Here is a 25692-nt window from a genome sequence, read left to right on the forward strand (position 1 = left end):
CGCAGTTCCCCGCGCCCCTTAGAAGACCAGGCCCCTGCGGGCCTGAAAAGCAGCGGGCGCAGCCCCTGCTTTTCAGGGGCGCGGGGAACTGCGCGACCAACCCCCACCGGACCCGCACCCGCCACACAGACCCGCTCCCCGAGTTATTAGGCGCCCGGTTCGACCCGCGGAGTGAAAGGCTGGGAGAATGGCCCGGCCGCCGGGACCGTAACCGACGGCCATGGAAACTTCAGGAAAAAGAGGACGTGCCGATCGTGGCTCAGAGCACCGAGACCACCGACTGGGTCTCCCGTTTCGCGGATGAGGTCATCGAGGAGTCGGAGCGTCGGGCCCCGGGCAAACCGGTCGTCGTCGCGTCCGGCCTCTCCCCGTCCGGCCCGATCCACCTCGGCAACCTCCGCGAGGTCATGACCCCGCACCTGGTCGCCGACGAGATCCGCCGCCGCGGCCACGAGGTCCGGCACCTGATCTCCTGGGACGACTACGACCGCTTCCGCAAGGTCCCGAACGACATCGACGGCGTCGACGGCACCTGGGCCGAGCACATCGGCAAGCCGCTGACCTCGGTCCCCGCCCCCGCCGGCTCCGCCCACCCCAACTGGTCCGAGCACTTCAAGGCGGCGATGGTCGACGCGCTCGCCGAGATGGGCGTGGAGTTCGACGGGATCAGCCAGACCGAGCAGTACACCACCGGCGTGTACCGCGAGCAGATCCTGCACGCGATGAAGCACCGGGGTGACATCGACGCGATCCTCGACCGGTACCGCACCAAGAAGGGACCGGCGAAGAAGCAGTCGCAGAAGCCGGTGGACGAGGCCGAGCTGGAGGCCGCCGAGGGCTCCGGCGCCGCCGGGGAGGACGACGGCAGCTCCGGCACCGCCGGGTACTTCCCGTACAAGCCCTACTGCGGGGGCTGCGGCAAGGACCTCACCACCGTCACCGCCTACGACGACGACACCACCGAGCTGACGTACACCTGCACCGCCTGCGGCTTCTCCGAGACCGTCGCGCTGAACGAGTTCAACCGCGGCAAGCTCGTCTGGAAGGTCGACTGGCCGATGCGGTGGGCGTACGAGGGCGTCGTCTTCGAGCCGAGCGGGGTCGACCACTCCTCGCCGGGCTCGTCGTTCCAGGTCGGCGGGCAGATCGTCGGGATCTTCGGCGGCAGGCAGCCCATCGGGCCGATGTACGCCTTCGTCGGCATCTCCGGCATGGCCAAGATGTCGTCGTCCAAGGGCGGTGTGCCGACGCCCGGCGACGCGCTGAAGATCATGGAGCCGCAGCTGCTGCGCTGGCTCTACGCCCGCCGCCGGCCCAACCAGTCCTTCAAGATCGCCTTCGACCAGGAGATCCAGCGGCTCTACGACGAGTGGGACAAGCTCGACGCCAAGGTCACGGATGGCTCAGCGCTGCCCGCCGATGTCGCCGCGCACTCCCGCGCGGTGCGCACGGCCGCCGGTGAGCTGCCGCGCACGGCCCGCCCGATGCCGTACCGGACCCTCGCGTCCGTCGCCGACATCACCGCGGGCGCCGAGGCCCAGACGCTGCGCATCCTCAGCGAACTCGACCCCACCGACCCGCTGTCCGGCCTCGACGAGGTACGGCCGCGGCTCGACAAGGCCGAGGCCTGGATCAACACGCAGGTCCCCGCCGACCAGCGGACCGTCGTGCGCGAGGAGGCCGACGCCGAGCTGCTGAAGTCCCTCGACGAGGCGTCCCTGCAGTCGCTGCGGCTGCTGCTCGACGGCCTCGCCGAGCACTGGTCGCTGGACGGGCTGACGCATCTCGTCTACGGCGTGCCCAAGGTGCAGGCCGGCTTCTCGGCGGACGCCACGCCCAAGGAGCTGCCGGCGGAGATCAAGACGGCCCAGCGGTCGTTCTTCGCGCTGCTCTACCACCTGCTCGTCGGGCGGGACACCGGGCCGCGGCTGCCCACGCTGCTGCTCGCGGTGGGGCAGGAGCGGGTGCGGGCCCTGCTCGGGGAGTAGTCCGGCGGAGTTCATGAGGAGGGGGCGCCCGGTTTCCACCGGGCGCCCCCTCCTCATGCGCGGGTGCGACGACATGACCTGGGTGAGACCTAGGCGATGTGCTCGTCCGTCAGTTCCGCGTTGAGGCGGTTGGAGAAGCGGTTCACCATGCGCTTGGCCTCGGCCTCTTCGAGGGCGACGCCGTACGTCGCCTCTATGTCGGCGATGAGCGCGCGGGGGGTGGGGGCGCCGTTGCCGCCCTTGGTGTTCTCCCGGAAGACCTGGTAGTAGTCCTCCTCCGTCGGCTCCGGGGCGCCGCCGCCGTCGCCGAGTTCACGGGTGCGGCCCGGGCCGGCCGGGATGGGGAAGCTGCCGGTCTCCTCCGGGGAGGGTTCCCGCGGCTGGAGGTCCGGTCCCTGCGCCTGGAAGTCGGGGGCCTCGAACTGCTGCTGCCGGTAGCGCGGGTCGCGGGGGTCCGGCTCGAAGCGGCGGTACTGCTGCTCCGCCTCGTACCGCTGGTCCGCCGCGTATCGCTGGTCCGCCGTGTACTGCTCCGGGTCCTGGTCCTCGTACCACTCGCCGTACTGTTCCTCAGGCTCGTACGACGGGTCGTAGCCGCCCTGGTAGGGGACCTCCATGGGGTGGCGGGCGTGCAGCCAGGGGCTTTCCTCCGGGGTGGGGACTTCGCCCTGCGGGGTCTGCTCCCGATGCTGCCCGGTGTGCTCCGGCTGCTGCCGGGTGGGGGTGCTCTCCAGCTGGGGGCGCTGCTCGCCGGGAGGTGCCGCTCGCTGCGGGACGGGCGCCGCCCCGGCGGCACGGTCGCCCGCGGCCGGGGAGACGTCGGCCTCGACCTGTGCCACCGGCGGCAGTACCGCCGGTTCGATGCCCGCCGCGGCCAGGCCCGCCGGGGCCGTCTCCGCGAGGGGGACGCCGTAGCGGGCCAGGCGCAGCGGCATCAGGGATTCGACGGGGGCCTTGCGGCGCCAGGCGCGGCCGAAGCGGGAGCGGAGGCGGGCCTGGTAGACGAGACGTTCCTGCTCCAGCTTGATGACCTGCTCGTAGGAGCGCAGCTCCCAGAGCTTCATCCGGCGCCAGAGGAGGAACGTGGGCAGGGGGGAGAGCAGCCAGCGGGTGAGGCGGACGCCCTCCATGTGCTTGTCGGCGGTGATGTCGGCGATCCGGCCGACCGCGTGCCGGGCCGCCTCGACCGAGACGACGAACAGGATCGGGATCACCGAGTGCATGCCCACGCCGAGCGGGTCCGGCCAGGCCGCCGCGCCGTTGAACGCGATCGTCGCCGCCGTCAGCAGCCACGCCGTCTGGCGGAGCAGCGGGAAGGGGATACGGATCCAGGTCAGGAGGAGGTCCAGGGCCAGCAGGACGCAGATGCCCGCGTCGATGCCGATCGGGAAGACGTAGGAGAAGTTCCCGAAGCCCTTCTGGACGGCGAGCTCCCGTACCGCCGCGTAGGAACCCGCGAAGCCGATCCCGGCGATGATGACGGCGCCGAACACGACCACGCCGATGAGAACGCGGTGCATTCGAGTCAGCTGCATTGGCGCGGCCACCCGTACTCCCCTCCCCTTGCGTGTTGTTGCGCGCAACAGAGTGGCACATGTGTGCGGCGCACGGATGGCCGGATGACGTCGAGCCCGGCCCCCACGGGGACCGGGCTCGGACAAAACGCCAGGTGGAGAAGGGGAAGCGGAACTACGACTTCGTCTTCCGGGTGCCGGACGTGGAGGAACCCGAGTCCGAATCGGAATCCGAGCCGCTGCCCGAGTCCGAACTCAGGTCCGAGCCCGAACCGCCGGAGGAGGACGCCTTCGTCGGGTCCGCGGACGGTGTCTTGGAGGTGTCCTTCGAGGCGCCCTCGGAGGCGCTCTTCGACGGGGAAGCCGACGCGTCCGTACCGTCGTTGGCGTCCTCGATGGACTCGACCGCCTCCTTGGCGGCGGACTTCGCGGACTTCAGCAGCGCCGCCGGGTCCGGCGTCTTCTCGCCGGCCAGACCGGCGCCGTTGTAGTCGAGCGTGATGACCACGTTCTCCGTGCGCACCACGATCGTCTGCTGCTTGAAGGTGTCGTCGTCCTTCTTCAGGTCGTACGTGATCACCGTGGCCTGGTCGCCGGTGCCCGTCAGCGGCTCCGTCTTGACCTTCTTCGCCCCGTCCACGGCCTTCGCCGCGGTGATCTTCGACTCGTACGCCTTGGCCGCGCGGTCCTCACCGGGGCCGTTCGCCGCGTTCGAGGCCAGCAGGTGCAGGGACACGCTCAGCCAGCGGTACTGGGAGCCGTCGACCCCGTTGTTGTCGAGGCTGATCCAGCGGCAGTCGCCGGTCACGTTCTCCTCGGCCTTGTTGATCGCCTTGCCGGACTTCACGCCCTTCGGCACCACCGACTTCAGCGTCTTGTCGGAGAACACCTCGCACGCGTCCGGCAGCGTCGCGTACTTCGCCGCGACCACCTCCGGCGTCTTGGTCTCCGACGCCGACTGGTTCAGCCCCGCCGGGGTGTCGTCACCGGAGGCGCCGTCCGAGCCGGAGTCCGACGAACAGCCGACCGCCAGCAGCATCACCGGTACGACCGCCGCGCCCGCGAGGACCCGGGAGCGGGCCGAGCGCCCGAACCGCCCGGCGCGCGCCACCTGGGGCGAACGCTCGCTGAGCGGTGACTGATGCTGGTCTGACTCTGCGGCTCGTCGCATGGTTCCTTCACAGACGGGAAAACGGACAAACGGACAATCGGATCAGTGTTCCGAGAGGCCACCGTACGCGGTGATGAAGAAGTGCGGCCCTGATTCGGGTGGTTCGCGCGGACGCCCCAACCGTCCCCGAACGCCCCTCAGTCGTCGAACGCCTCGGCCAGCCGCTCCGCCAGATTCCGGGCCCTGTCCTGCATTTCCTCGCTGTCCGGCACCACCGTCGTGGTCGCCGGCTGCTCCTCGTACTCGACGGTCACGATCACGTTGGACGTGCGGAACACCACAGTCACGGTCCGCTGCTTGCTCGTCCCGAGCGCGTCGTCGAGGAACGCCTCGTCGCCGAGACCGTCGAGGACGCGGGGGAGCAGGGAGGCGGGGGTGCCGGACGGGCTCGGGGAGGCGGTGGAGGAAGAGGAAGAGGAAGAGGAAGAGGAAGAGGACGCGGAGGAGCCGGTGGGTGAGGCGGAGGCGTCCGCCGACGCGGTGTCGCCCTCGTCCTCGGCGGAGGTGGCGTCGCCGGACGCCTCCGTCTCCTCGGGCTCGTCCGTGTCCTCGCTCTCCTCCTCGGAGGTGCTCGGCGTGGGCTCGGGGAGGTCGGCCGCCTCGACCTTGCCGCCGTACACCTCCTGCGCCTTGCTGTCGTCGCTGACCGCGTTGTCCCACGACACGATCCGCTCGAAGTCGACGAACAGGTAGTGGGTGGCGTCCGTGGACTCCACCTTCCAGCGGCAGCCGGCCGTGGCGTCCGTGTCGTACGTCTGCGTGGCCTCGCCCGCGTACGCCTGCTTGCGCTGGGCCGCGTCGGGGAGCCGCTTCACGCCGGGGAGCAGGGTGTCGAGGGTGCTCTGGTCGACCGAGCCGCAGGGTTCGGGAAGCGTGTCGTAGCGGCCGGGCTGGGCGACGGTGGCCGAGGCGGTGGCCTCGCCCGGGCGGGGGTCGTCGGCCGAACCGTCGTCGCTCGATCCCGTGCACGCGGCCAGCAGTGCCGCGAGGAGCACGGCGACGCCGGGTACGTACGCCTTCCGCTGCACGGTGGGGCTCCTCTCGACGGGGTCCCTCGGGACGCCTGCGGTGTCCTGTCCTGTGGCCTGTGCTTATTCACTTGCCGCCCGGGGGTGACCCCCGGGCACCATGTGTATCGCACGCACTGCCGTGGACGCCGGTCCGGCATCCCTTTTCATGGGCCTTGGCGCCGGTTTTGCGTTCTGAGACTTTGATCTGAATTTCGGGGGAACGAGGGCGTTTTGTCGTACGTAGAGATACCGGGCGCGAAGGTACCCATACGGATGTGGACCGACCCCGCGTCGGTCGAGGAGGGCGCGCTGCAGCAGCTGCGCAACGTCGCCACGCTCCCCTGGATCAAGGGCCTGGCCGTGATGCCGGACGTGCACTACGGGAAGGGCGCGACGGTCGGGTCCGTCATCGCCATGCGGGGGGCCGTCTGTCCCGCGGCGGTCGGCGTCGACATCGGCTGCGGAATGTCCGCGGTGAAGACGTCCCTGACGGCCAACGACCTCCCCGGGGACCTCTCCCGGCTGCGGTCGAAGATCGAGCAGGCCATTCCGGTGGGCCGGGGTATGCACGACGACCCCGTCGACCCGGACGAGCTGCACGGCTTCACGGCCGGGGGGTGGGACGGGTTCTGGGGGCGGTTCGACGGGGTCGCGGATGCGGTCAGGTTCCGTCATGACCGGGCGGCGAAGCAGATGGGAACGCTCGGCGGCGGGAATCACTTTGTCGAGGTGTGCATAGATTCGACCGGTTCTGTCTGGCTGATGCTGCACTCCGGCTCCCGGAACATCGGCAAGGAGCTGGCGGAGCATCACATCGGCATCGCCCGGGAGCTCCCGCACAACCAGGGCCTGGTCGACCGTGACCTCGCCGTCTTCGTCGCGGACACCCCGCAGATGGCGGCGTACCGCAACGATCTGTTCTGGGCGCAGGAGTACGCCAAGTACAACCGCTCGATCATGATGGCGCTCCTCAAGGGCGTCGTCCGCAGGGAGTTCAAGAAGGCGAAGCCGGTCTTCGAGCCCGAGATCAGCGCCCACCACAACTATGTGGCCGAGGAGCGCTACGACGGCATGGACCTCCTGGTGACCCGCAAGGGCGCGATCCGCGCGGGCTCCGGCGAGTACGGGATCATCCCGGGCTCGATGGGCACCGGTTCGTACATCGTGAAGGGCCTCGGCAACGAGAAGGCCTTCAACTCGGCGTCGCACGGCGCCGGCCGGCGGATGAGCCGGACGGCGGCGAAGCGGCGCTTCTCGACCAAGGACCTGGAGGAGCAGACACGGGGCGTGGAGTGCCGCAAGGACTCCGGTGTCGTGGACGAGATCCCGGGCGCCTACAAGCCGATCGAGCAGGTCATCGACCAGCAGCGGGACCTGGTGCAGGTGGTGGCGAAGCTGAAGCAGGTGGTGTGTGTGAAGGGCTGAGACCGCCGGGGCGGGGACCGCGCGGTCCCCGCGGAGCGCTGTGGGAGGGTGGCGGCATGGTCGTCGCCCGTTCCGCCGCTCTCTTTCTGCTCGCCGCCCTGTTCGAGATCGGTGGGGCCTGGCTGGTGTGGCAGGGCGTGCGGGAGCACCGGGGGTGGGTGTGGATCGGGGCGGGGGTCGTGGCGCTGGGGGCGTACGGGTTCGTGGCGACGTTCCAGCCGGACGCCCACTTCGGGCGGATCCTCGCCGCGTACGGCGGGATCTTCGTCGCCGGGTCGATCGCCTGGGGGATGGTCGCGGACGGCTACCGGCCCGACCGCTGGGACGTGACGGGCGCGCTGGTCTGCCTCGCGGGCATGGCGGTGATCATGTACGCGCCGCGTGGGGGGTGAGCGTGGGCCGCCCGGCGGAGAGCGGCTGCCGCGCTACGACGGCTGGGCCAACTCCTCCGGCAGCAGGCCCAGTTGGTTCAGGAACTCCAGCTGGTCGAAGTAGAGCCGGTAGCTGGTGATCCGGCCGTCCCGGACCGTGGCGAAGTCCACGCCGTGTATCCGGATGTCCCTCTGGGTGGCCGGGATGGACGTGCCGTCCGGGAACGCCAGCGGGCCCGTGTTCCGGCCGGTGTAGATCCCCTCGTCGACGGCGGTGTCGCCGACCTCGAACGAGCTGACTGATTCGTAGGTCGCGTCGGGCACGGCGTCCGTCATCTGCCGCCAGTACTCGGCGATGTCGTCGCGGCCGTGCAGCTCGCCGCCGTCGGGGGTGTGCGCGACCGCGTCCTCCGCGAAGAGGTTCGCGACGGTCTTGGGGTCCTGGTGTGTGGTCAGTGCCTCGGTGAGCTGGTCCATCAGCTCGCGTGCCTGTCCCATGATCCACCTCCTGTGCAGGGGATCACCCGTCTCATTGTCCCACCGTCCGCCTATCCTGGCCGGGCGGAAAATGTTCGATTCCGCCCCGCAGGACCCAGCCCGCACGGTCCGTCCCGCACGGTCCACCCTTCATGATCCGTACCGCTCGCTACGCACCGCCTCATCAGGAGCAGCTCATGGCCCCCGCCGTACCGTCCGCCGCCTCCCGCATCGCCGTCGTCACCGGTGCGAGCGGCGGGATCGGCGCCGCCACGGCCCGGCAGCTCGCCGCGGCGGGGTACCGCGTCGTCCTGACCGCGCGCCGCAAGGACCGGATCGAGGCGCTGGCCGAGGAGATCAACGACGGCGGCGGCCAGGCCACGGCGTACGCCCTGGACATCACGGACCGTGCGGCGGTCGACGAGTTCGCGACCGCGTTCAGGACGATCGGTGTGCTGGTCAACAACGCGGGCGGCGCGCTCGGCGCCGACCCGGTGGCCACCGGTGATCCGGCCGACTGGCGCACGATGTACGAGACCAACGTCATCGGCACCCTCCATGTCACCCAGGCCCTGCTGCCCGCGCTGACCGCGAGCGGCGACGGCACGGTGGTCGTGGTGTCGTCGACCGCCGGGCACGGGACGTACGAGGGCGGCGCCGGCTATGTCGCCGCCAAGCACGGCGCGCACGTCCTCGCCGAGACGCTGCGGCTGGAGATCGTGGGCACCCCGGTCCGGGTCATCGAGGTCGCGCCCGGCATGGTGAAGACGGACGAGTTCGCGCTGACCCGCTTCGGCGGCGACGCGGCGAAGGCGGCGAGCGTCTACGAGGGCGTCGCCGAGCCCCTGACCGCGGACGACGTCGCCGACACGATCACCTGGGCGGTCACCCGGCCCAGCCATGTCAACGTCGACCTGCTCGTCCTGCGCCCCCGCGCCCAGGCCTCCAACACGAAGGTCCACCGGGAGCTGTGACGACCTCCGGGAGCGAGACGACCGCCGAGCAGCGCCGGCTCGCCGAGGAGAAGCGGAACGAGCGGTACGTGTGGTGGTACCTCGCCTACTTCCTCTTCGGCATCCACATCGTGGCCTTCGTGATGATCTACGCGGTCACGCACGCGGAGTAGCGGCGGTGAGCGCCGCCACGGCCTCCGCGTACGCCGTCGGCGGCACCCCGACCGTCGCCGTGAAGTCGCGGACCAGGTGGGCCTGGTCCGCGTAGCCGAGGTCGGCGGCGAGGGCGGCCCAGTCGACGGCCCGGTCGGTCTCGGCGCGTTCCAGGGCCTCGTGGATGCGGTAGCGCAGGATCACCCACTTCGGGCCGACGCCCACGTACGCGGAGAACAGGCGCTGCAGGAGCCGTACGGACAGGCCCTCGGCGCGGGCGAAGTCGGTGACGCGGCGGATGGCGCGGTCGGTGCGGACGCGGTCGACGAGGGCCATGGCGAGGTCGGCCTGCGGGTCGGGGCGGGGAGCGAGCCCGGTCAGGAACGCGTCCAGGGCGGCGACGCGGGCGTCCTCGTCGTCCGGGGCGAGGATCGCGGACGGGGCGGGGATCGCGTCCGCGTCCGGGGCCGCGCCGGCGAAGGCCTCCGGGAGCGCCTCGGGGTCGCGTACCCGCCGGCCGGTCCAGTGGGTCGCGGGGTGGGCGGGGGCGAAGGGGCGGAAGCCGCCGGGGCGGAACTGGACGCCGCAGACCCGGCCCCGGCCCTCCAGCCTCTGGGTGAAGAGGCCGAGGCCGACGCCCGCGACCTCGACGAAGGGGTCCTGGCCCTGGAACCGCTGGAAGACGATGTTCACCGAGGGGTGCGGGACGACCCGGGAGACGTACGGCTCGGGCAGGTCCCAGTCGATCAGCCAGTAGTGCTCCAGATACGGGCGCAGCGGCTCGGCGGGTTCGCGGCGGCGGAAGCGGACCCGGGCGAAGAGCTCCGCGGCGTCGACGATGCCTCGGGTGTCACGGCGTGGGGCGGCCATGGGTCGATCGTAAGGACGACCACTGACACAGGACCGCCACTGGCAACGGAGGAATAGTGGAGCAGGGGACCTCGTTCATGGGTATAGTTGAATCGTAAACAACCTGGAGGGTGGCTAGCGATGATGCAGTTCGGGATCTTCAGCGTCGGTGATGTGACGCCGGACCCCACCACGGGCCGGACGCCGACCGAGCGCGAGCGCATCAAGGCGATGGTCGCGATCGCGCTGAAGGCGGAGGAGGTCGGCCTCGACGTCTTCGCCACCGGTGAGCACCACAACCCGCCGTTCGTGCCGTCCTCGCCGACCACGATGCTCGGCTATGTCGCCGCGCGCACGGAGAAGCTGATCCTCTCCACCTCCACCACCCTCATCACCACCAACGACCCGGTGAAGATCGCCGAGGACTTCGCGATGCTCCAGCACCTGGCCGACGGCCGGGTGGACCTGATGATGGGGCGCGGCAACACCGGACCGGTCTACCCCTGGTTCGGGCAGGACATCCGGCAGGGCATCAACCTCGCCGTCGAGAACTACGCGCTGCTGCGCCGCCTGTGGCGCGAGGACGTCGTGACCTGGGAGGGCAAGTTCCGTACGCCGCTCCAGGGCTTCACCTCCACGCCCCGTCCGCTGGACGACGTACCGCCGTTCGTCTGGCACGGCTCCATCCGCTCGCCCGAGATCGCCGAGCAGGCCGCGTACTACGGCGACGGCTTCTTCCACAACAACATCTTCTGGCCGGCCGACCACACCAAGCGGATGGTCGAGCTGTACCGGCAGCGGTACGCGCACTACGGGCACGGCACGCCCGAGCAGGCGATCGTCGGCCTCGGCGGACACATCTTCATGCGGAAGAACTCGCAGGACGCGGTCCGCGAGTTCCGGCCGTACTTCGACGTCGCGCCGGTCTACGGCAACGGGCCCTCCCTGGAGGACTTCGCCGACCAGACCCCGCTGACCGTCGGCTCGCCGCAGCAGGTGATCGAGAAGACGCTGGCGTTCCGCGAGTACGCCGGTGACTACCAGCGGCAGCTGTTCCTGATCGACCACGCGGGGCTGCCCCTGAAGACCGTGCTCGAACAGCTCGACATGCTCGGCGAGGAGGTCGTGCCGGTGCTCCGGAAGGAGTTCGCGAAGGGGCGGCCGGCGGACGTGCCGGACGCGCCGACGCACGGGTCGCTGCTGGCCGCCGCGCAGAAGGACGCGGCGGACGAGGCCGCGGAGAAGAAGGAGAGTGTGTCGTGAGGCTCGTCGTCGTCTCGGCGGGGCTGAGCGTCCCGTCGTCCACGCGGCTGCTGGGGGACCGGATCGCCGCCGCCGTGGTCGGGCGGGACGCGTCGGTCGACGTCCAGGTGGTCGAACTGCGGGACCTCGCGGTCGAGATCGCGCACCACCTCACGAACGGGTTCCCGGGCCGGAAGCTCGCCGCCGCGCTGGACGCGGTGGCGGGGGCCGACGGGCTCGTGGTCGTCACCCCGGTGTTCTCCGCCTCGTACAGCGGGCTGTTCAAGTCCTTCTTCGACGTGCTGGACCGGGACGCGCTCGGCGGGAAGCCGGTGCTGATCGCCGCGACCGGGGGTTCGGCACGGCACTCGCTGGTGCTGGAGCACGCGATGCGGCCGCTGTTCGCGTATCTGCGGGCCGTGGTGGTGCCCACGGCGGTGTACGCCGCGTCCGAGGACTGGGGTGCCGAGGGGCTCGCGGGGCGGGTCGAGCGGGCGGCGGGGGAGTTGGCCGGGCTGATGGGTGGGCTCTCCTCCGGGAAGGCGGCCGGGGTGTCCGCCGAGCCCGAGGGGTTTGTCGTGGTGCCCTTCGCTGAGCAGTTGGCGGCGTTGAAGGGCTGAGACGCGCCGTTGGGGGTGCGGTGGGATTCAGGCCGCGCGTTGATTGTGGTTGCTCGCGCAGTTCCCCGCGCCCCTGAACTGCCGAGTGGCCCTCGCCCACCCCGGCACCCTTCTCCGCAGCCAGACCCTCGCCCTCGTCGACCCCCGTTCCCAGGTGCGCTGGACCCTGGTCTCGCGCAGGTCGGCGAAGAGGTGCTCGTAGCGGGCGATGATCGGGGCCGGGTCGTAGCGGCGGGCGCTCTCCAGGGCGGCGCGGCCCATCGCGCGGCGCAGGGCGGGGTCGGCGGTGAGATCGAGGACGGCCTCGGCGAGGGCGTCGGGGTCGTCGACCGGGACGAGGCGGCCGTCGGTGCCGTCGGTGATGATCTCGGCGGGGCCGAGCGGGCAGTCGGTGCTGACGACCGGGACACCGCAGCGCATGGCCTCGACGAGGGTCATGCCGAAGGACTCGGCCTCGGAGGCGCTGACGACGATCGAGGCCCGCGCGAACTCCTCCTCGATGGGGGTGTGCGGGCCCATCAGATGGGCCCGGTCGGTGAGCCGGAGATCCTGGATCAGGGTCTCCAGGCGGTCGTGCTGCTTGCCGCCGCCGTAGATCCGCAGCTGCCACTCCGGTTCCTTCGCGGCGACCTTCGCGAACGCCTCCAGCAGGAGGTCGAAGCGTTTGCCCCGGGAGAGGCGGCCGGCGGCGGCGATGACGGGGGCGGTGCCCTCCGACGGGGCGACCTTGGCCGGCGGGACGATGTTGGGCACCGACATCACCCGTACGCCCGGCAGTTTCATCCGCGCGCGGTACACCGCCGCGTCCGCCGCCGTGGTCGTGACGACCGCGTCCAGGGTGCGGTAGTGGCGGGCGAGGACCTTGCGCAGCTGCTTGGAGTGGGCGTCGTGGCGCAGGTGCTCCTGGGCGATGCGCAGGGCGCGGCGGGGGGCGAAGCGGGAGACGTAGACGTTGATGCCGGGGCGGGTGCCGATGACGACGTCCGCGTCGCTGCGGGCCAGATGGGCGCGGACCCGGAGGTCGGTGAGACGGCTGTACTGGCGGTGCCGCCGGTCCTCGGCCGGGAAGTCCTCGGCGGGCCGCAGCTGGGCCGGATCGCGCAGGTCGGGGCTGTAGGGGCGGATGTCGACGAGGGGGACGAGCGTGACCCGGGGATCGACCGCGAAGCGGGGCTCGTCCAGGTGCCGGGCCATCGAGACGATCTCGACGTCGTGGTGGTCCGCGAGTGCCGCCGCCAGGTTCAGCGTCGTCCGCACGGTGCCGCCGATGGCGTACGCGTTGTGCAGCAGGAACACGATCTTCATGCGGCGGCTCAAGGTCCTGCCTTCCCGGCGTCCCGACGGCGTGAACGACGCGGTCGCGGTCGCTGTCGCGGTGGTGCGTATGGAGGTGACGTACTTGTCCGATGGTGTACATGGTGGTCATGGTTTGTCTGGTCGCGACCCTTTGTACTCCATCTGCTCGCTCTGCCCGGGTTCCCGTGCGGGCGGGTGTCACACGGACACGCTGCTCCGCGGGGGTAAGCCCGATGGGCGGCCGGGGTGAGAGGCCGGTAAGAAGGGCCGTCCGGCGCTCCTGACGAGGTGGTGCGCGCCGGTGACCTTGGCAGACTGGTGGGGTGCCCCAGAACGTGCTGCTCGCCGAGGACGACCGCGCCATCCGCCATGCCCTGGAACGCGCGCTGACCCTGGAGGGGTACGAGGTCACGGCGGTCGCCGACGGCGTCGAGGCGCTCGCCCAGGCGCACCGCAACCGGCCCGACGTGCTCGTCCTCGATGTGATGATGCCCGGCATAGACGGCCTCCAGGTCTGCCGGGTGCTGCGCGCGGAGGGTGACCGGACACCGATCCTGATGCTGACCGCGCTCGTGGAGACCGCCGACCGGATCGCCGGTCTCGACGCCGGCGCGGACGACTACGTCGTCAAGCCGTTCGACGTCGAGGAGGTGTTCGCGCGGCTTCGGGCGCTGCTGCGGCGCACCGGCGGAGCGGACGGTTTCGCCCCCGCGCCCCCGTCTGCGCCGGGCGTGTCGCCGGGCGCCTCCGCGGCCGGGTCCCCGACCGACGCCGGCGGGCTGCTCACGGCCGCCGGGCTGCGGATGGACGTCCAGGCGCGCCGGGCGTGGCGCGGCGCGCGGGAACTGGAGCTGACCCGGACCGAGTTCGACCTGCTCGAACTGCTCGTCCGCAACGCGGGCATCGTCCTCGACCACGCGACGATCTACGACCGCATCTGGGGCTACGACTTCGGGCCGGGCTCCAAGAACCTCGCCGTCTACGTCGGTTATCTGCGCCGCAAGCTCGACGAACCCGGGGCACCGGCGCTGATCCACACCGTGCGCGGTGTGGGATACGCGCTGCGGGAAGACTGAGGGCGGCGCGCGGTGTCGCCGTCCCGTCCCGTCCGGGACCTGCCCCGCCTGCTCGCCCGGCTGCGGCCGGTCCCCTCGCTGCGGGCGACCTTCACCGTGTCGTTCGTGGCGGTGGCGTGTGTCGTCACCGTCCTCGTCGGCATCCTCAGCTACAGCGCGGCGGCGCGGCTGGTGCGGGTCGACGAGCAGACCGTGTTCGCCGAGGTCGTGCGTGACCTGCGGGAACTGGTCGAGCAGGACCCGCTGACACCGGAGGACTTCGCGACCGGCGACAGCGGCGGCCCGCGTGACGACCTGATCCGCTCCGGCCGCACGGACGTCCAGGTGCTCGGCCCGGGCGGGGAGATCCTCGACAAGGGCGCCCCCGGCCTGCCCGTGCGCGAGGCGGACCGCCGTACGGCCGACGCGGCCCTCGCGGGGGTGACGGTCGAGCACGGCGAGGTCGAGGTCGGCAACGACCGCTACCGGGTGGTGACCGTCGCGCTCGGCGGCGGCCGGGGCGCGGTGCAGGTCGCGCAGGAGTTCAGCGACACGGAGGATCTGCTGCGGGAACTCCAGCAGCGGACCCTGCTGTTCGTGTCCGGGATCGTCATCTCGGCCGGGCTGTTCGGCTGGTGGCTGGCCCGGCGGCAGACCCGGCGGCTGGTGCAGCTGGCGGGGGCGGCGGAGGACGTGGCCCGGACCGGGCACCTCGGCATTCAGGTGCCGGTCGCGGGCCGGGACGAGGTGGGGCGGCTCGGCCGTTCTTTCGACCGGATGCTGGTCCGGCTCGCCCAGTCGGAGGAGGACCAGCGGCGGCTGGTGCAGGACGCGGGCCATGAGCTGCGCACCCCGCTCACCTCGCTGCGGACGAACATCTCCCTGCTCCGGCGCATCGACGAGCTGCCGCCCCGGGTGCGGGAGGAACTCGTCGACGACCTCTCCCAGGAGGCTCTCGAACTGACCGACCTGGTCAATGAGTTGGTGGATCTCGCGGCCGGGCAGTCCAGCACCGAGCCGGTGCAGCGGGTGCAGTTGGCCGACCTCGCGGAGGAGGTCGCGGGGACCGCGCGCCGGCGCACCGGGCGGGAGGTCGTGGTGCGGGTGACCGGTGACACGACCGTCGAGGGGCGGGCGGGCGCGCTCCAGCGGGCCGTCTCCAACCTGGTGGAGAACGCGGCGAAGTTCGACCGGGCCGGCTCGGGGGCGATCGAGGTCGTCGTGGCGCGGGGGGCGGCGGGGACCTTCGGGGAGCCGGGCGGACTCGGTGAACCGTCGGGCGCGCGGGCGCCGGGCGCGGGTACGGGCGCGGACGCGGATGTCGTCCGGATCGAGGTCCTCGACCGGGGCCCCGGCGTCCCCGACCGCGACCTCGACCGTATCTTCGACCGCTTCTACCGTGCCCCGGACGCCCGCAGCCTGCCCGGGTCCGGGCTCGGGCTGTCGATCGTCCGGGCGGTGGCCACGGCGCACGGCGGGGCGCCCTTCGCGTTCCGGCGGGAGGGCGGGGGGCTGGTCACCGGGTTCACGGTGCGGGGCGCGGACGCGTGCGACCGGCCGTCCGGTCAGACATAGGTCCAGCGCCAGGCGTTCGAGCTGTAGGCACACTTGATCTCCGTGCCGTCCTCGGTGGTGGTGACGGCCCCGTGGTCGCTGTTCCGGCAGAACTGTCCCGCCGAGTAGCAGTTGCCGGAGTTGGAGACGATCGAGCAGGTGCCGGTGCCGGGGTCCTCCTCGCCACCACCCCCGCCTCCGCCGCTGCCGTCGCTCCCGCTGTCGGCCCCGGCCGCCTTCGCGGTGGCGGTCCTGGTGACCGTGACGGTGGGGCGCGGCTTCGCCTTGGCCTCGACGGTCGTGGTGACGGTCGGCGCGGGCTCGGGCGTGGCCGTGACGGTCGCGGTGACGGTCGCTCCGGGCTTGGTGGCGGCCTGTACGGCCTCCTGCCCGTCGTCGCCGGTCGCGCCGATCACCGAGCCCGCTATGAGCAGACCCGCGCCGCCGAGCCAGACGAGGACGCGCTTGTGCAGCGGGCGGGTGTCGGGCGGGCGCGGCGCCGGCGCCGAGGGCGGGGTGGGCGGTGTCGGGCCGGTGTACGGATTGGTCATCTCGTCCCCCTGGGTGTTTCGGGTGGAGTGACCGTAGTGCCCGGCGGAGCCGGATGTGGGGGAAGTGTGGGAGAGGTGGCCGTTCTGTGACCACCTCCCGTCAAGCGGTCAAGCGGTCAAGCGGTCGGACGGTCAGGCGGTCGGCCGGGTCGCGCCCGCGCTCCAGCGGCCGAGGACCGGCTCGGTGAGGGTGCGGGCCGTGCGGCAGAGGGTCTGGCCGTAGCGGGCGAAGAGTTCGTCGCGGTCGTCGAAGTGGCCGAGGTCGGCGACGACCTGGGCGGAGAGGTCGCAGGCGGCGGCCGACGCGGTACCGCAGGCGTCCCAGCGGACGCCGGTGCGCGCGATGGCGTCGAACAGGGTCTCGCCGCCCTTGTTGGTGAAGCCGTCCCCGGCGCCGCCGGGGGTGGCGCCGCCGGGCGTGGCGGCGTCGAAGAGCTCTCCGATCGGCACCCACGCCCCGCTGATCCTGAACTCCGGCCAGGCCAGCAGGACCTGCTCCGGCACGAACGGCTTCAGCCGGGGGAAGCGCGGATACCAGTAGGTCCCGTCCACGAGCAGCCCGCGCACCCGCGTCCGTACGCGCACGGCGCGCGCGACCGCCTCCAGCGCCGCCATCCGCTGGCTGCACGAGCCGCGCCCGAGCCGGAGCGTCCGTGACACCCGGCGGCCGTCCTCGACCGAGTACACCGGGCGGACGTGCCGCGCGATGATCCGGTGCGCGGTGCGCAGCGCGTCGCGCGGGGTCGCCTCGCTCTCCGCCCGGCGCGCGAGCGCCCCCACCCGGGGATCGTCGTGGTCCAGGATCGCCGTGGCCCGGGTGGACCCGACCACGCGGTCCGGCTCCCTGGCGGGCACCCCGGCCCGTTCGACCTGCGCGTTGTACGACATGAGCAGCCGACTGGTCATGGCAGTTCCGTCCCCGTGCCCGTTCTCTTCCTCTACCCGTTCCCACTCCCCGGGGGAACGCCGCCCGTTCCCCGCGGGCGCCTTCGGCCCATCATCACACGACGCCCGGCCGGGGCCGGAGCGCCGTCGGTGACGTGCTTTCGTAGTACTTCCACCGACCCCATTGCGGCGGCGCGAACACGCCGACTACGGTCGTTCCTGCGCTCACGGAGAGTGCTCGTCTGGTCACTCATACGCATTTCGCCTGCGTCCTGCCCGCATCCAGTCTGCCCGAGGAGGAGCCACCGACGCGGTAGGGACCCGAGCAATCCCTTCTCGTCGCAACGGAGTTGATCACCCATGACCGAAACGGCCCGTAGCCTGCCCGCCCCCGCCCCGATCCCCGGCGGCACCCCCTGGCTCTCGCCCGCGGCGACGACGTACACGCTCTTCTGCCCGCCCCTCGACAGCTCCCCGCACATCGCCCGTGACTTCGTCACCAGCGTCCTGCGCGCGCTCGGTCTGGACGCCCTGGTCGACGCCGCCGCCCTGTGCACCTCCGAACTGGTCACGAACGCCTGTGTGCACGCCAAAGGAGGAGGATCGGTTCTCTGGCTGGCGGTGGAGGCCTGGCGGGTCAGGGTGATCGTCTACGACGGTGACGAGAACCCGCCGGTCATAAGGGAGTTGACCTCCGGTGGCTGGGAGGAGGGCGGCCGGGGCCTCTACCTCGTGGACGCCCTCACCGAGGGTCACTGGGGCACCGCCGCCGCCCTCCCGAACGGCGGCCCCGTCCACCCCGACGGCAAGGCGGTCTGGTTCGACCTGGCGGCACCGAGAACGTCCCTGGCCAGATGAGGCTGTCACGTGCGGGCGTATATCCGTTTGTGGCCGCGGGAGTTCGCGTATTACATGCCGGAGGTCGAACGAAGGGCGGCGGTATGCGGAGCAGGGCCGGGTTCATAGCGGATGCGTACGGGCTGAGCGGCGGGGACTGGGAGATGGTGCCCGTCGCCCGCGGGGCCCTGGGGCAGATCTGGCGGCTGTCCGGGGGCGCCGGGGTGTGGGCGGTCAAGGAGTTGCTGTTCGGGTGCGACGAGGAGCAGGTCGCGCGGGAGGCCGGGCTGCGGAACGCGGCGGAGGGGCTGGGCATCTCGGCGCCACCGTTCCTCGCGGACCGGCACGGGGCCCATGTGTCACGGCTCCCGCGGACGATGGGCGGGGCGTACGTGAAGGTGTACGGCTGGGTGGACGGGAGCGAGGCGGACCCCCGTGCCCCGGAGCTGCTCACCTGGTGCGGCCGGACCCTCGCGCTGCTGCACCGGGCCGGGCAGGGGACCGGGGAGACACCGGACGGCTGGTACGAGCGGTGCCCCGGGGCGGCCGAGTGGGCTCAGGTGTGCGAGGGGGTACGGCGGGCCGGGATGCCGTGGGCGGCGGCGCTGGAGCGGTTCGCGGCCACCGAGGCGGCGGAGCTGGCCGCGTACGTCACTCCGTCCGGAGACGGGGACACCGTGACCTCGCATCTCGATGTGCGGCCGCAGAACGTGCTGGTGGGACCGGCCGGGCCCGCCCTCCTCGACTGGGACAACGCCGGGCCCGTCTCGGCGGGGCGGGAACTGGCCCGGGCCGTCCATGTGTGGGCCGGCGGGAACGACGTCCGCGCCGAGGACGCGCGGCGACTGGCGCGCGGCTACGCGGAGGCCGGAGGGCCCGGGGTGATCAAGGGCGTGGAGTCGTTCTCCATGCTCTTCGCGACCGAGCTGAACTATGTGCGGGTGCAGGCCGAGTGCGCCATCGATCCCGAAGTGACGGCGGAACAGCGGGAGTTCGCGAGCGGCCAGGTCGTGGAGCTGCTGGGCAGGGGCAGACTGCCGGAGGTCGCGGCCGTCTCCCGGCTGGTGGAGGCCCTCACCCCCGTACGGTGACCCGCTCCGGGGAGGAGGGCGGCGCTCAGGCCCGGTCGATGTGGACGTTCGTCGACTTCACCCGGGCCGTGGCCTCCATGCCGACCTCCAGGCCCAGTTCCTCCACGGCCTCCCGGGTGAGCAGGGAGACCAGGCGGTGCGGGCCCGCCTGGATCTCGACCTGGGCCGCCACATCACCGAGCTTCACGGCGGTGACGATGCCGGGGAAGGCGTTGCGGGCCGAGGTGTACGGGGCGTCGGCCTCGTCGGCGGTGTCCGAGGCCAGCTCCACCGAGAAGGCCGCGAGGTCCTTGCCGTCGACGAGCCGGCGCCCGTTCTCGTCGCGTCGCGTCGCCACCCGGCCCGCGTCCGCCCATCGCCGCGCGGTGTCGGGGCTCACCCCGAGCAGCCGTGCGGCCTGACCGATCGTGTAGGACTGCATGGGCGCCAAGATATGCGGGCCGCCCGGCCCGCGCGTCGGCGCGCCCCGGCGCCGCCTCGATCGTCGGGTGGCCGCCGGTGCGTACGGGGATGCCGTCACCCGGCGTCACGGCTCTCGGCCTCCCCCCGCACCCGCGCCCGGGGTGCGATGGTCATGATCGGGGGGATGCCCGGGGTGGGCGGCAGATCGTCCACCGGCCGGCCCTCCGCCTCCACCCACGCGTGGGTGGCCGTCGAGACCGTACGCATCCCCGTGCGCCAGGTGGGCCAGGCGCCCCGGGCGCGGCAGAGCAGGACCGTGGCGATGGAACGGGGCAGACACCCCTGGCCGGCGCGGCGCGGGCCGACCGCGACGATCTCCGCGCGGGCCCGGGCGGCCTCGGCGTAGGTGGCGGGACGGCCGCCGTGTGAGCAGACGGTCAGGATCCGGTGGATGCGCGGAGCGGAGAGCCGGCCGATGAGATGGGCGGCGCCCATGGCGAGCAGGGGCAGGGGCCGCCGGTGCAGGGGCAGTCGGCGGCGTTCCTGGACGGCGGAGACGTACCGCCGCGGGGCCGGCGCCCTGCGGTCGCGGGCGACGACGGCCCCGGTGGGGCGGAGCCCGGCGAGCCACAGCCGCCCGAACCGGCCGCTGCCCGGTGTCGTGCCTTCCGGCCCCACGCCCATCGACCCCCCTCGCCGAGCAACGCATGAGGAAATTCCGGGAGCACGGCCGGAATGTCCGGATACATGCTGCGATGCGGGACGTGTGCCTCACAAGGGGGCGATTCACGCCGCAACGGACGGTGATTCGCCCTAGCCGGGGGAGAGGGCTCTCGGCAGCGGCGGGAGGACTCGTCGCGCATGGCCGCTTTCCTTCCGCAGGCCGTCCGACAATGGCCGAAAGCGTGCGGCGGGCTCCCGGCTCACCGGAGCGTGGTCAGGAACTTCCCCAACCGGGCGATGCCCTCGCGCAGTTGGTCCGCCGAGGCCGCGTAGGAGAGGCGGACGTGGGTGTCGGCGGTGTGGGTGCCGAAGTCCCGGCCCGGGGTGAGGGCGACATGCGCCTCCCGCAGGGCCCGCTCGCAGAACTCCCAGGAGGTGAGGCCGGTCCCGCCGATGTCGAAGTAGACGTAGAACGCCCCGTCCGGCGGCACCGGGACCGGCAGCCCGATCCGCGCCAGCCCGTCCAGGACGAGCGCCCGCCGCTCGCCGAACTCCACCCGGCGCGCCTCGCAGACCGCGAGGGACTCCGGGGTGAAGCAGGCGAGGGCCGCGTGCTGGGCGGGGGCGGAGGCGCAGAGGAAGTAGTTCTGGGCGAGGCGCTCCAGCGCTGGTACGAGGGGCTCGGGGACGACGCACCAGCCGAGCCGCCAGCCGGTCATCCCGAAGTACTTGGAGAAGCTGTTGATCACGACGGCGCCGGGGTCGTGCGCCAGCGCGCTGCGCGGCGGGCGGCCCCGCTCGTCGTGGTCGCCGAGGTCGAGGTAGATCTCGTCGACGAGCCGCCACGCGTCGCGCTCCCGGGCGAGATCGCAGAGCGCGGCCAGTTCGCCGGTGGGGACGGAGGTGCCGGTCGGATTGGAGGGGGTGGCGACCATGACCCCGCGCGTACGGTCCGTCCAGTGCGCCCGGACCGCCGCCGCGTCCAGCTGGAACCGGGTCGCGGCGGTCGTCGGGACGAGGGTGACGTCGGCGCCGAAGCTCTCCATGATCTGCCGGTTGCAGGGGTAGGAGGGGTCGCCGATGAGCACCTCGTCCCCGGGGTCGACGAGCGCGGCGGCGGCCAGCACCAGCGCGGCCGAGGCGCCGGCCGTGACGACGACCCGGCCCGGGTCGACCTCGACGCCGTGCCGATCGCCGTAGAACCCGGCGATGGCCTCCCGCAGGGCCGGCAGTCCGAGCGCCGCCGTGTACGCCATCGGCTGCCCGTCCATCACCTCCCGCATCGCCTTCACGACGGCCGGGGGTGCGCCGAAGTCGGGTTCCCCGAGGCTGAGTCTGACGACGTCGTGGCCCTGTGCGACCAGTGCGGCGGCCTCCTTGGCGAACTCCATGGCGTAGAAGGGCGCGACGCCCTGGGCCCGCCGCGAGATGCGCGCCCCGCCGCCGTCTCCGCCCGCGTTGCCCGTACTGGTGCTGCTCGTGTTGCTCATACGGCCCATGCTGCGGTCCGGGGGGTGCCGGAGGCCAGCGAGGACCGGGGGGTGGACGGGGGCGCCTCGGGGAGTGGGGGGCGGGGTGCGTGGGCGGGTGCGGGTCCGGTGGGGCTTCTCGCGCAGTTCCCCGGGGCTGCGCCCCGTGCTTTTCAGGCCCGCAGGGGCCTGTTGCCTTTAGGGGCGCGGGGAACTGCGCGACCAGCCCCCACCGGACCCGCACCCGCCAAAGAACCCGCACCCCCCACCCCTTAGGCGCCCGATGTCACACGCCCCGTGGCGTCAGGGTCTCGGCCAGCAGCCCCGCCACCTTCGCCACCAACGGGTTGTCCGAGGGTCCCTCAGGCGCGTGCTTCGTGGTGAGGACGGCGAGGACGAGGGGCGGGCGCCGAGGGGGCCACACGACGCCGACGTCGTTGGCGACGCCGTACGACGACCCGCCCCCGGTCTTGTCGGCCAGCGTCCAGTCGGCCGGCAACCCCGCGCGGAAGCGGGCGACGTTGGTCGAGTTGGCGATCATCCAGCCGGTCAGCAGCTCGCGGTCCGCGTCCGGCAGGGCCCGGCCCAGGATGATCCGCGCGTAGGTCTTCCCGATGGCCCGAGGCGTCGTGGTGTCCGTCTCCCGCCAGGGCTCCGCCGAGTTCAGCTCGGGCTCCCAGCGGTCGAGGCGGGTCGTCCGGTCGCCGAGGGAGCGGCTGAAGCGGGTGATCGCGGTCGGCCCGCCCACCTCGCGCAGCAGCAGGTTGGCCGCCCCGTTGTCGCTGTGCGAGACGCTGGCGGCGCACAGTTCCGCGACGGTCAGACCGGCCGCGACGTTGGCGTCCGTACCGGTGACGGGGCAGTACCCCGCCGCCTCGACGTACTCCTTCGTGTAGTGGATCCGCTTCGCGAGGTACTCACCGTCGCGGTCCAGGTCCCGTAAGACCACGGCCGCGCCGAGGGTCTTGAACACCGAGCACATCGGGAACCGTTCGTCCGCGCGGTACGCCACCGAGCGCCCCGTGGCCGTGTCGTGGGCGAACACGCCCACCCGCGCGGCGTGTTCCCGCTCCAGCTCCGCGAGACGCCGGGAGAGCCCGGCGTCGGCGGGAGCCGAGGCGTACGCCGTACCGGCGCCCAGCGCACCGAGCCCGCCGAGCGCCCCCAGCGCACCGAGCGCGCCCAGTCCGGTCAGTCCGCCGAGGCCGAGCGCCGTACGGCGGCCGGGCCGTGATCCCGTGGTTTCCAAGGTCTTCTCCGCATCCGGTCGTGATCACTGTCCGTCTCCGGAGACGCCACCACCACAACACGGGGTTCCTCCCGCCTCACGGAACTCACGGGACCCTCACAGCAGAGCCGGCGCGTGGAACGTGCCGAGACCCGTGTCGAGGTCACGGTCCAGCCAGTAGCGGCGCGGCTCGGCGAGCATGACGGCCACGCCGGCGGTGAGGATGCCGGGGATCTCGGCCAGCTCGTGGTCGACGAAGGCCGCCAGGGCGGAGCGGTCGGCGACCAGACCGGTGGCGAGGACCGACAGATCGCCGGCGACATGGGCGACGAGACGGGTCTGCGGCAGCCGGTCGATCCGGCGCATGACGTCGGGGGTCTCGCCGGGCGCGACCCGCAGCCGCAGGATGAACGGGGTCTGGAAGCCCAGCCACTCCGACACGATCTCCAGCCGCGGTCGCACCCAGCGCTCGTCCAGGACCCGCCGGACGACGCGGTGCGCGGTGGAGGTGGCCAGCCCCGACGCCCGCCCGATGCTCGCGGACGACGCCCGGCCGTCCTGGATCAGCAGGGCGACGACCGTGCGCTCGGCCTCGCTGAGCGGCTTGGCGGGCGGCAGCGCGGTCGCCGTCGCGGTGGCCGCGGTCGTGTCCTCCGGCCGCCCTCCGGCCAGTCTCAGCAGCTCGGCCCGCTCGGTGTCGGCCAGGAACCGCGGGTCCCAGGTGATGCCCCGGCGCAGTGTGCTGAGCGCGGGCAGCGCGATGACCCGGCGCACGCCGGGGACGGAGAACATCCGGTCGACCGCCGCGCTGGTGGCCGCCTCGGAGGGGGCGTGCACGACGGCGTAGAGCGGGTAGTCGCCGGAGATCTGCGCCAGGAGCTGGACGTGGGGCAGTTGCCGGAGCCGGTCGAGGACGGTCAGCGGTGTCTCGCCGCTGATGTCCAGGAAGACGTGCACGGGCATCGCCGTGGAGTGCATGCCCCAGTCGGCCTGGCCGATGACACGGACCATCCGGGCCTCGTGCAGCCGGTCGTAACGGCGTTTGAGGGTCCCGGCGTCGGCGGACAGGATCCCGCCGATGTCGTCCCAGGTCGCCCGGGGCGCCAGGTGCAGCGCCCCGATGAGGCGCCGGTCGAGCTCGTCGAGGAGAGGGCGGGTCATGGTGCCCCACCCTAGATCCTCTCGCCCTGGGCCATCGGTAGCCGATTAATCCCACTGTTGCGTCTGCAGACTAGGAAATCTCTCATTCGAATGTCATGGTGTGCGAGAACCTCCCTCCCTGTGAAGGGGTACCGATGAGTGCCACCTCTGCCCAGCCCCAGCCCCCGCCGACCCCGCCGACCGAGCCCGGTTCAAGAACCCTGCGCGCCGCCTTCCGGGTTCTCGCGGCGATAGAGAGAGCCGGCAACAGGCTCCCCCACCCCTTCTGGCTGTTCTGGATCCTCGCGGGCGTCGTCGCCGTCCTCAGCGCCGTGCTCGCGGCGGCCGGGGCCGGGGCCATGCACCCCGGCACGGGCGAGCGGATCGAGGTGCTGAGCCTGCTCAGCCGGGCCGGCGTCACGATGGCCGTCGAGGGGGCGGTCGAGAACTACGCGGCCTTCCCGCCGCTGGCCACCATCCTCACCGTGATGTTCGGTATCGCCGTCGCCGAACGCAGCGGCCTCTTCTCGGCCCTGCTGCGCCGGATGGTCGCCCGCGTCCCCGGCCGGTATCTCACCTTCGCGCTGTCGATGACGGCCATGGTCGGCCATGTCGCCGGCGACGCCGCCTACGTCACCCTCATCCCGCTCGGCGCCCTCGTCTACCGCGCGGCGGGGCGCAGTCCGGTCCTCGGCTGCGTCGTCGCGTACGTCTCCATCTCCGCCGGTTACGACGCGTCCCCGTCCCTCACCACCACCGACGTCCTGCTGTCCTCGATCTCCACGGCCGCCGCCCACACCGTAGACGCCGACCACGTCGTCACCCCGGTCGCCAACTACTTCTTCGGCGTCGCCTCGTCGGTCCTCGTCGCCCTGGTGATCACCCTGGTCGTCGACAAGGTCCTCGCCCGCCGCCCCGACCTGGAACCGGACGAGCCCGTCGCCGCGCTCAGCGCCGACGAGCTGAAGGAGATCGAGGTCACCCCGGCCCAGCGCCGCGCCCTGCGGGTCACCGGCCTGGTCGCGCTCGGCCTCGTCGCCGTCCTGGCCGCCGCCATGATCCCCGCGTCCTCACCGCTGCGGGGCGAGCACGGCGGCATCGTCGACTCCACGCTCATCGGCGGGACGGCCCTCGTCCTGGGCGTCTTCTTCGCGGTCCTCGGCACCGTCCACGGCCGGATGACCGGCACCTTCGCCGCCGCCCGGGACATCGTGGGCGCGATGGCCGACGGCACCCGGTCGATGGCCCCGATCCTCGTCCTGTTCTTCGCCATCTCCCAGTTCCTCGCCTACTTCAAGTGGACGAACATCGGCGACGTCCTCGCCGTCACCGGCGCGCGGACGCTGCGCGACCTCGAACTCGACGGCTGGACCGTGCTGGTCGGGATCGCCGTACTGATCACGCTGATGAACCTGCTCATCACCAGCGGCTCCGCGCTCTGGGCCCTGGCCGCACCGGTGTTCGTCCCCATGCTGATGCTCATCGGCATCGCCCCCGAGACCACCCAGGCCGTCTACCGGGTCGCCGACTCCGTCACCAACTGCGTCACCCCGATGAGCCCGTACTTCGTGATGGCGCTGGGCTTCGTCCAGCAGTACCGCAGGTCCGCCGGCATCGGCACGCTCGCCTCCTTCACGATCCCGGTCGCCGCCGTCGTCTGGATCGTCTGGATCACGTTCTTCGTGGCCTGGTACCTGCTGGGCCTCCCCTTCGGCATCAACTGACCCACCGGCCGCGCCCCTTGAGAA

General features: G+C 72.2%; 25 protein-coding genes. 12 read left to right on the forward strand and 13 right to left on the reverse strand.

Annotated features, from left to right (window positions below):
- Nucleotides 1-245: 245 nt before the first annotated feature.
- A complete protein-coding gene (lysS, locus tag J8M51_RS36990) occupies nucleotides 246-1988 on the forward strand; it encodes a lysine--tRNA ligase (protein ID WP_086760624.1) in 1743 nt (580 codons plus the stop codon).
- 89 nt (nucleotides 1989-2077) lie between these two features.
- Here lysS and J8M51_RS36995 read toward each other — a convergent pair whose 3' ends face one another.
- The 3 genes from J8M51_RS36995 to J8M51_RS37005 form a co-directional block, all read right to left on the reverse strand.
- Nucleotides 2078-3508 (reverse strand): DUF2637 domain-containing protein, encoded by a 1431-nt coding sequence (locus J8M51_RS36995; protein ID WP_086760622.1) that lies wholly within the window; start codon nucleotides 3506-3508, stop codon nucleotides 2078-2080.
- A 169-nt stretch (nucleotides 3509-3677) separates the two neighbouring features.
- Nucleotides 3678-4673 (reverse strand): hypothetical protein, encoded by a 996-nt coding sequence (locus J8M51_RS37000; RefSeq protein WP_179203337.1) that lies wholly within the window; start codon nucleotides 4671-4673, stop codon nucleotides 3678-3680.
- 137 nt (nucleotides 4674-4810) lie between these two features.
- Complete coding sequence (locus J8M51_RS37005; protein ID WP_086760618.1) at nucleotides 4811-5701, reverse strand: hypothetical protein; 891 nt, start codon at nucleotides 5699-5701, stop codon at nucleotides 4811-4813.
- A gap of 213 nt (nucleotides 5702-5914) precedes the next feature.
- Between J8M51_RS37005 and J8M51_RS37010 the strand changes: the two genes are divergently transcribed.
- A complete protein-coding gene (locus tag J8M51_RS37010; protein ID WP_216590590.1) occupies nucleotides 5915-7108 on the forward strand; it encodes an RtcB family protein in 1194 nt (397 codons plus the stop codon).
- Nucleotides 7109-7164: 56 nt separating this feature from the next.
- The gene (locus J8M51_RS37015) at nucleotides 7165-7500 is read left to right on the forward strand and encodes a YnfA family protein (RefSeq protein ID WP_216590591.1); all 336 of its coding nucleotides are present in this window, start codon (nucleotides 7165-7167) and stop codon (nucleotides 7498-7500) included.
- 33 nt (nucleotides 7501-7533) lie between these two features.
- Here J8M51_RS37015 and J8M51_RS37020 read toward each other — a convergent pair whose 3' ends face one another.
- Nucleotides 7534-7977 carry an ester cyclase gene (locus tag J8M51_RS37020; protein ID WP_267299817.1) on the reverse strand — a complete coding sequence of 148 codons (444 nt, stop codon included), beginning with the start codon at nucleotides 7975-7977 and terminating at the stop codon, nucleotides 7534-7536.
- A 176-nt stretch (nucleotides 7978-8153) separates the two neighbouring features.
- Here J8M51_RS37020 and J8M51_RS37025 point away from each other — a divergent pair, with 176 nt between their 5' ends.
- Together J8M51_RS37025 and J8M51_RS37030 are read left to right on the forward strand one after the other, a co-directional pair.
- The gene (locus tag J8M51_RS37025) at nucleotides 8154-8930 is read left to right on the forward strand and encodes an SDR family NAD(P)-dependent oxidoreductase (protein WP_216590593.1); all 777 of its coding nucleotides are present in this window, start codon (nucleotides 8154-8156) and stop codon (nucleotides 8928-8930) included.
- Nucleotides 8927-9082 (forward strand): hypothetical protein, encoded by a 156-nt coding sequence (locus J8M51_RS37030; RefSeq protein WP_179203566.1) that lies wholly within the window; start codon nucleotides 8927-8929, stop codon nucleotides 9080-9082. The genes J8M51_RS37025 and J8M51_RS37030 overlap by 4 nt, the downstream gene beginning before the upstream one ends.
- On the opposite strand, the gene J8M51_RS37035 is transcribed toward J8M51_RS37030, so the two are convergent.
- Nucleotides 9066-9932, reverse strand: a complete 867-nt coding sequence (locus J8M51_RS37035) for a helix-turn-helix transcriptional regulator (protein ID WP_267299818.1) — start codon at nucleotides 9930-9932, stop codon at nucleotides 9066-9068. The two genes, J8M51_RS37030 and J8M51_RS37035, sit on opposite strands and share 17 nt — an antisense overlap.
- Nucleotides 9933-10055: 123 nt before the next feature.
- Between J8M51_RS37035 and J8M51_RS37040 the strand changes: the two genes are divergently transcribed.
- A complete protein-coding gene (locus J8M51_RS37040) occupies nucleotides 10056-11174 on the forward strand; it encodes an LLM class flavin-dependent oxidoreductase (RefSeq protein WP_086764428.1) in 1119 nt (372 codons plus the stop codon).
- Nucleotides 11171-11773, forward strand: a complete 603-nt coding sequence (locus tag J8M51_RS37045; RefSeq protein ID WP_267299819.1) for a CE1759 family FMN reductase — start codon at nucleotides 11171-11173, stop codon at nucleotides 11771-11773. Before J8M51_RS37040 ends, J8M51_RS37045 begins: the two co-directional genes overlap by 4 nt.
- A 27-nt stretch (nucleotides 11774-11800) precedes the next feature.
- Here the strand turns inward: J8M51_RS37045 and J8M51_RS37050 are convergent, their stop codons facing one another.
- Nucleotides 11801-13078 (reverse strand): glycosyltransferase family 4 protein, encoded by a 1278-nt coding sequence (locus tag J8M51_RS37050; RefSeq protein WP_267299820.1) that lies wholly within the window; start codon nucleotides 13076-13078, stop codon nucleotides 11801-11803.
- Between the two features lie 314 nt (nucleotides 13079-13392).
- Here J8M51_RS37050 and J8M51_RS37055 point away from each other — a divergent pair, with 314 nt between their 5' ends.
- The gene (locus J8M51_RS37055; protein ID WP_086761775.1) at nucleotides 13393-14145 is read left to right on the forward strand and encodes a response regulator transcription factor; all 753 of its coding nucleotides are present in this window, start codon (nucleotides 13393-13395) and stop codon (nucleotides 14143-14145) included.
- Nucleotides 14146-14157: 12 nt separating this feature from the next.
- Complete coding sequence (locus J8M51_RS37060; protein WP_267299821.1) at nucleotides 14158-15699, forward strand: HAMP domain-containing sensor histidine kinase; 1542 nt, start codon at nucleotides 14158-14160, stop codon at nucleotides 15697-15699.
- On the opposite strand, the gene J8M51_RS37065 is transcribed toward J8M51_RS37060, so the two are convergent.
- On the reverse strand, nucleotides 15690-16229 hold the full coding sequence (locus J8M51_RS37065) for a hypothetical protein (RefSeq protein WP_216590599.1): 540 nt from the start codon (nucleotides 16227-16229) through the stop codon (nucleotides 15690-15692). The genes J8M51_RS37060 and J8M51_RS37065 overlap by 10 nt on opposite strands.
- 132 nt (nucleotides 16230-16361) lie before the next feature.
- On the reverse strand, nucleotides 16362-17135 hold the full coding sequence (locus J8M51_RS37070) for a transglutaminase domain-containing protein (RefSeq protein WP_086764900.1): 774 nt from the start codon (nucleotides 17133-17135) through the stop codon (nucleotides 16362-16364).
- 339 nt (nucleotides 17136-17474) lie between these two features.
- Between J8M51_RS37070 and J8M51_RS37075 the strand changes: the two genes are divergently transcribed.
- On the forward strand, nucleotides 17475-17972 hold the full coding sequence (locus J8M51_RS37075) for an ATP-binding protein (RefSeq protein WP_216590600.1): 498 nt from the start codon (nucleotides 17475-17477) through the stop codon (nucleotides 17970-17972).
- Between the two features lie 83 nt (nucleotides 17973-18055).
- Nucleotides 18056-19042: a phosphotransferase gene (locus J8M51_RS37080; protein WP_086763648.1), complete on the forward strand. Its 987-nt coding sequence runs from the start codon at nucleotides 18056-18058 to the stop codon at nucleotides 19040-19042.
- 25 nt (nucleotides 19043-19067) lie between these two features.
- Here the strand turns inward: J8M51_RS37080 and J8M51_RS37085 are convergent, their stop codons facing one another.
- From J8M51_RS37085 to J8M51_RS37105, 5 genes are all read right to left on the reverse strand, one after another.
- Nucleotides 19068-19463, reverse strand: a complete 396-nt coding sequence (locus tag J8M51_RS37085) for a TOBE domain-containing protein (RefSeq protein WP_086763650.1) — start codon at nucleotides 19461-19463, stop codon at nucleotides 19068-19070.
- Nucleotides 19464-19558: 95 nt separating this feature from the next.
- Nucleotides 19559-20128 (reverse strand): lasso peptide biosynthesis B2 protein, encoded by a 570-nt coding sequence (locus J8M51_RS37090; RefSeq protein ID WP_086763652.1) that lies wholly within the window; start codon nucleotides 20126-20128, stop codon nucleotides 19559-19561.
- 239 nt (nucleotides 20129-20367) lie between these two features.
- Complete coding sequence (locus J8M51_RS37095; RefSeq protein WP_267299822.1) at nucleotides 20368-21597, reverse strand: pyridoxal phosphate-dependent aminotransferase; 1230 nt, start codon at nucleotides 21595-21597, stop codon at nucleotides 20368-20370.
- Between the two features lie 265 nt (nucleotides 21598-21862).
- The gene (gene bla, locus J8M51_RS37100) at nucleotides 21863-22825 is read right to left on the reverse strand and encodes a class A beta-lactamase (RefSeq protein ID WP_267299823.1); all 963 of its coding nucleotides are present in this window, start codon (nucleotides 22823-22825) and stop codon (nucleotides 21863-21865) included.
- Between the two features lie 96 nt (nucleotides 22826-22921).
- Entirely contained in the window at nucleotides 22922-23965 is a 1044-nt protein-coding gene (locus J8M51_RS37105) for an Lrp/AsnC family transcriptional regulator (protein ID WP_267299824.1), read from the reverse strand.
- Nucleotides 23966-24099: 134 nt separating this feature from the next.
- Here J8M51_RS37105 and J8M51_RS37110 point away from each other — a divergent pair, with 134 nt between their 5' ends.
- Nucleotides 24100-25668, forward strand: a complete 1569-nt coding sequence (locus J8M51_RS37110) for an AbgT family transporter (protein ID WP_267299825.1) — start codon at nucleotides 24100-24102, stop codon at nucleotides 25666-25668.
- Nucleotides 25669-25692: the final 24 nt, after the last annotated feature.

Origin of the sequence: Streptomyces griseiscabiei, from assembly GCF_020010925.1 — a bacterium.
Lineage (GTDB): Bacteria > Actinomycetota > Actinomycetes > Streptomycetales > Streptomycetaceae > Streptomyces > Streptomyces griseiscabiei.

Coding starts and splice junctions, on each gene's coding strand:
- J8M51_RS37025 (WP_216590593.1), top strand. CDS start 8,154: ATGGCCCCCGCCGTACCGTCCGCCGCCTCCCGCATCGCCGTCGTCACC.
- J8M51_RS37020 (WP_267299817.1), bottom strand. CDS start 7,977: ATGGGACAGGCACGCGAGCTGATGGACCAGCTCACCGAGGCACTGACC.
- J8M51_RS37035 (WP_267299818.1), bottom strand. CDS start 9,932: ATGGCCGCCCCACGCCGTGACACCCGAGGCATCGTCGACGCCGCGGAG.
- J8M51_RS37075 (WP_216590600.1), top strand. CDS start 17,475: ATGACCGAAACGGCCCGTAGCCTGCCCGCCCCCGCCCCGATCCCCGGC.
- J8M51_RS37015 (WP_216590591.1), top strand. CDS start 7,165: ATGGTCGTCGCCCGTTCCGCCGCTCTCTTTCTGCTCGCCGCCCTGTTC.
- J8M51_RS37095 (WP_267299822.1), bottom strand. CDS start 21,597: ATGAGCAACACGAGCAGCACCAGTACGGGCAACGCGGGCGGAGACGGC.
- J8M51_RS37070 (WP_086764900.1), bottom strand. CDS start 17,135: ATGACCAGTCGGCTGCTCATGTCGTACAACGCGCAGGTCGAACGGGCC.
- J8M51_RS37050 (WP_267299820.1), bottom strand. CDS start 13,078: ATGAAGATCGTGTTCCTGCTGCACAACGCGTACGCCATCGGCGGCACC.
- J8M51_RS37000 (WP_179203337.1), bottom strand. CDS start 4,673: ATGCGACGAGCCGCAGAGTCAGACCAGCATCAGTCACCGCTCAGCGAG.
- J8M51_RS37105 (WP_267299824.1), bottom strand. CDS start 23,965: ATGACCCGCCCTCTCCTCGACGAGCTCGACCGGCGCCTCATCGGGGCG.
- J8M51_RS37110 (WP_267299825.1), top strand. CDS start 24,100: ATGAGTGCCACCTCTGCCCAGCCCCAGCCCCCGCCGACCCCGCCGACC.
- J8M51_RS36995 (WP_086760622.1), bottom strand. CDS start 3,508: ATGCACCGCGTTCTCATCGGCGTGGTCGTGTTCGGCGCCGTCATCATC.
- J8M51_RS37080 (WP_086763648.1), top strand. CDS start 18,056: ATGCGGAGCAGGGCCGGGTTCATAGCGGATGCGTACGGGCTGAGCGGC.
- J8M51_RS37065 (WP_216590599.1), bottom strand. CDS start 16,229: ATGACCAATCCGTACACCGGCCCGACACCGCCCACCCCGCCCTCGGCG.
- J8M51_RS37040 (WP_086764428.1), top strand. CDS start 10,056: ATGCAGTTCGGGATCTTCAGCGTCGGTGATGTGACGCCGGACCCCACC.
- J8M51_RS37085 (WP_086763650.1), bottom strand. CDS start 19,463: ATGCAGTCCTACACGATCGGTCAGGCCGCACGGCTGCTCGGGGTGAGC.
- J8M51_RS37090 (WP_086763652.1), bottom strand. CDS start 20,128: ATGGGCGTGGGGCCGGAAGGCACGACACCGGGCAGCGGCCGGTTCGGG.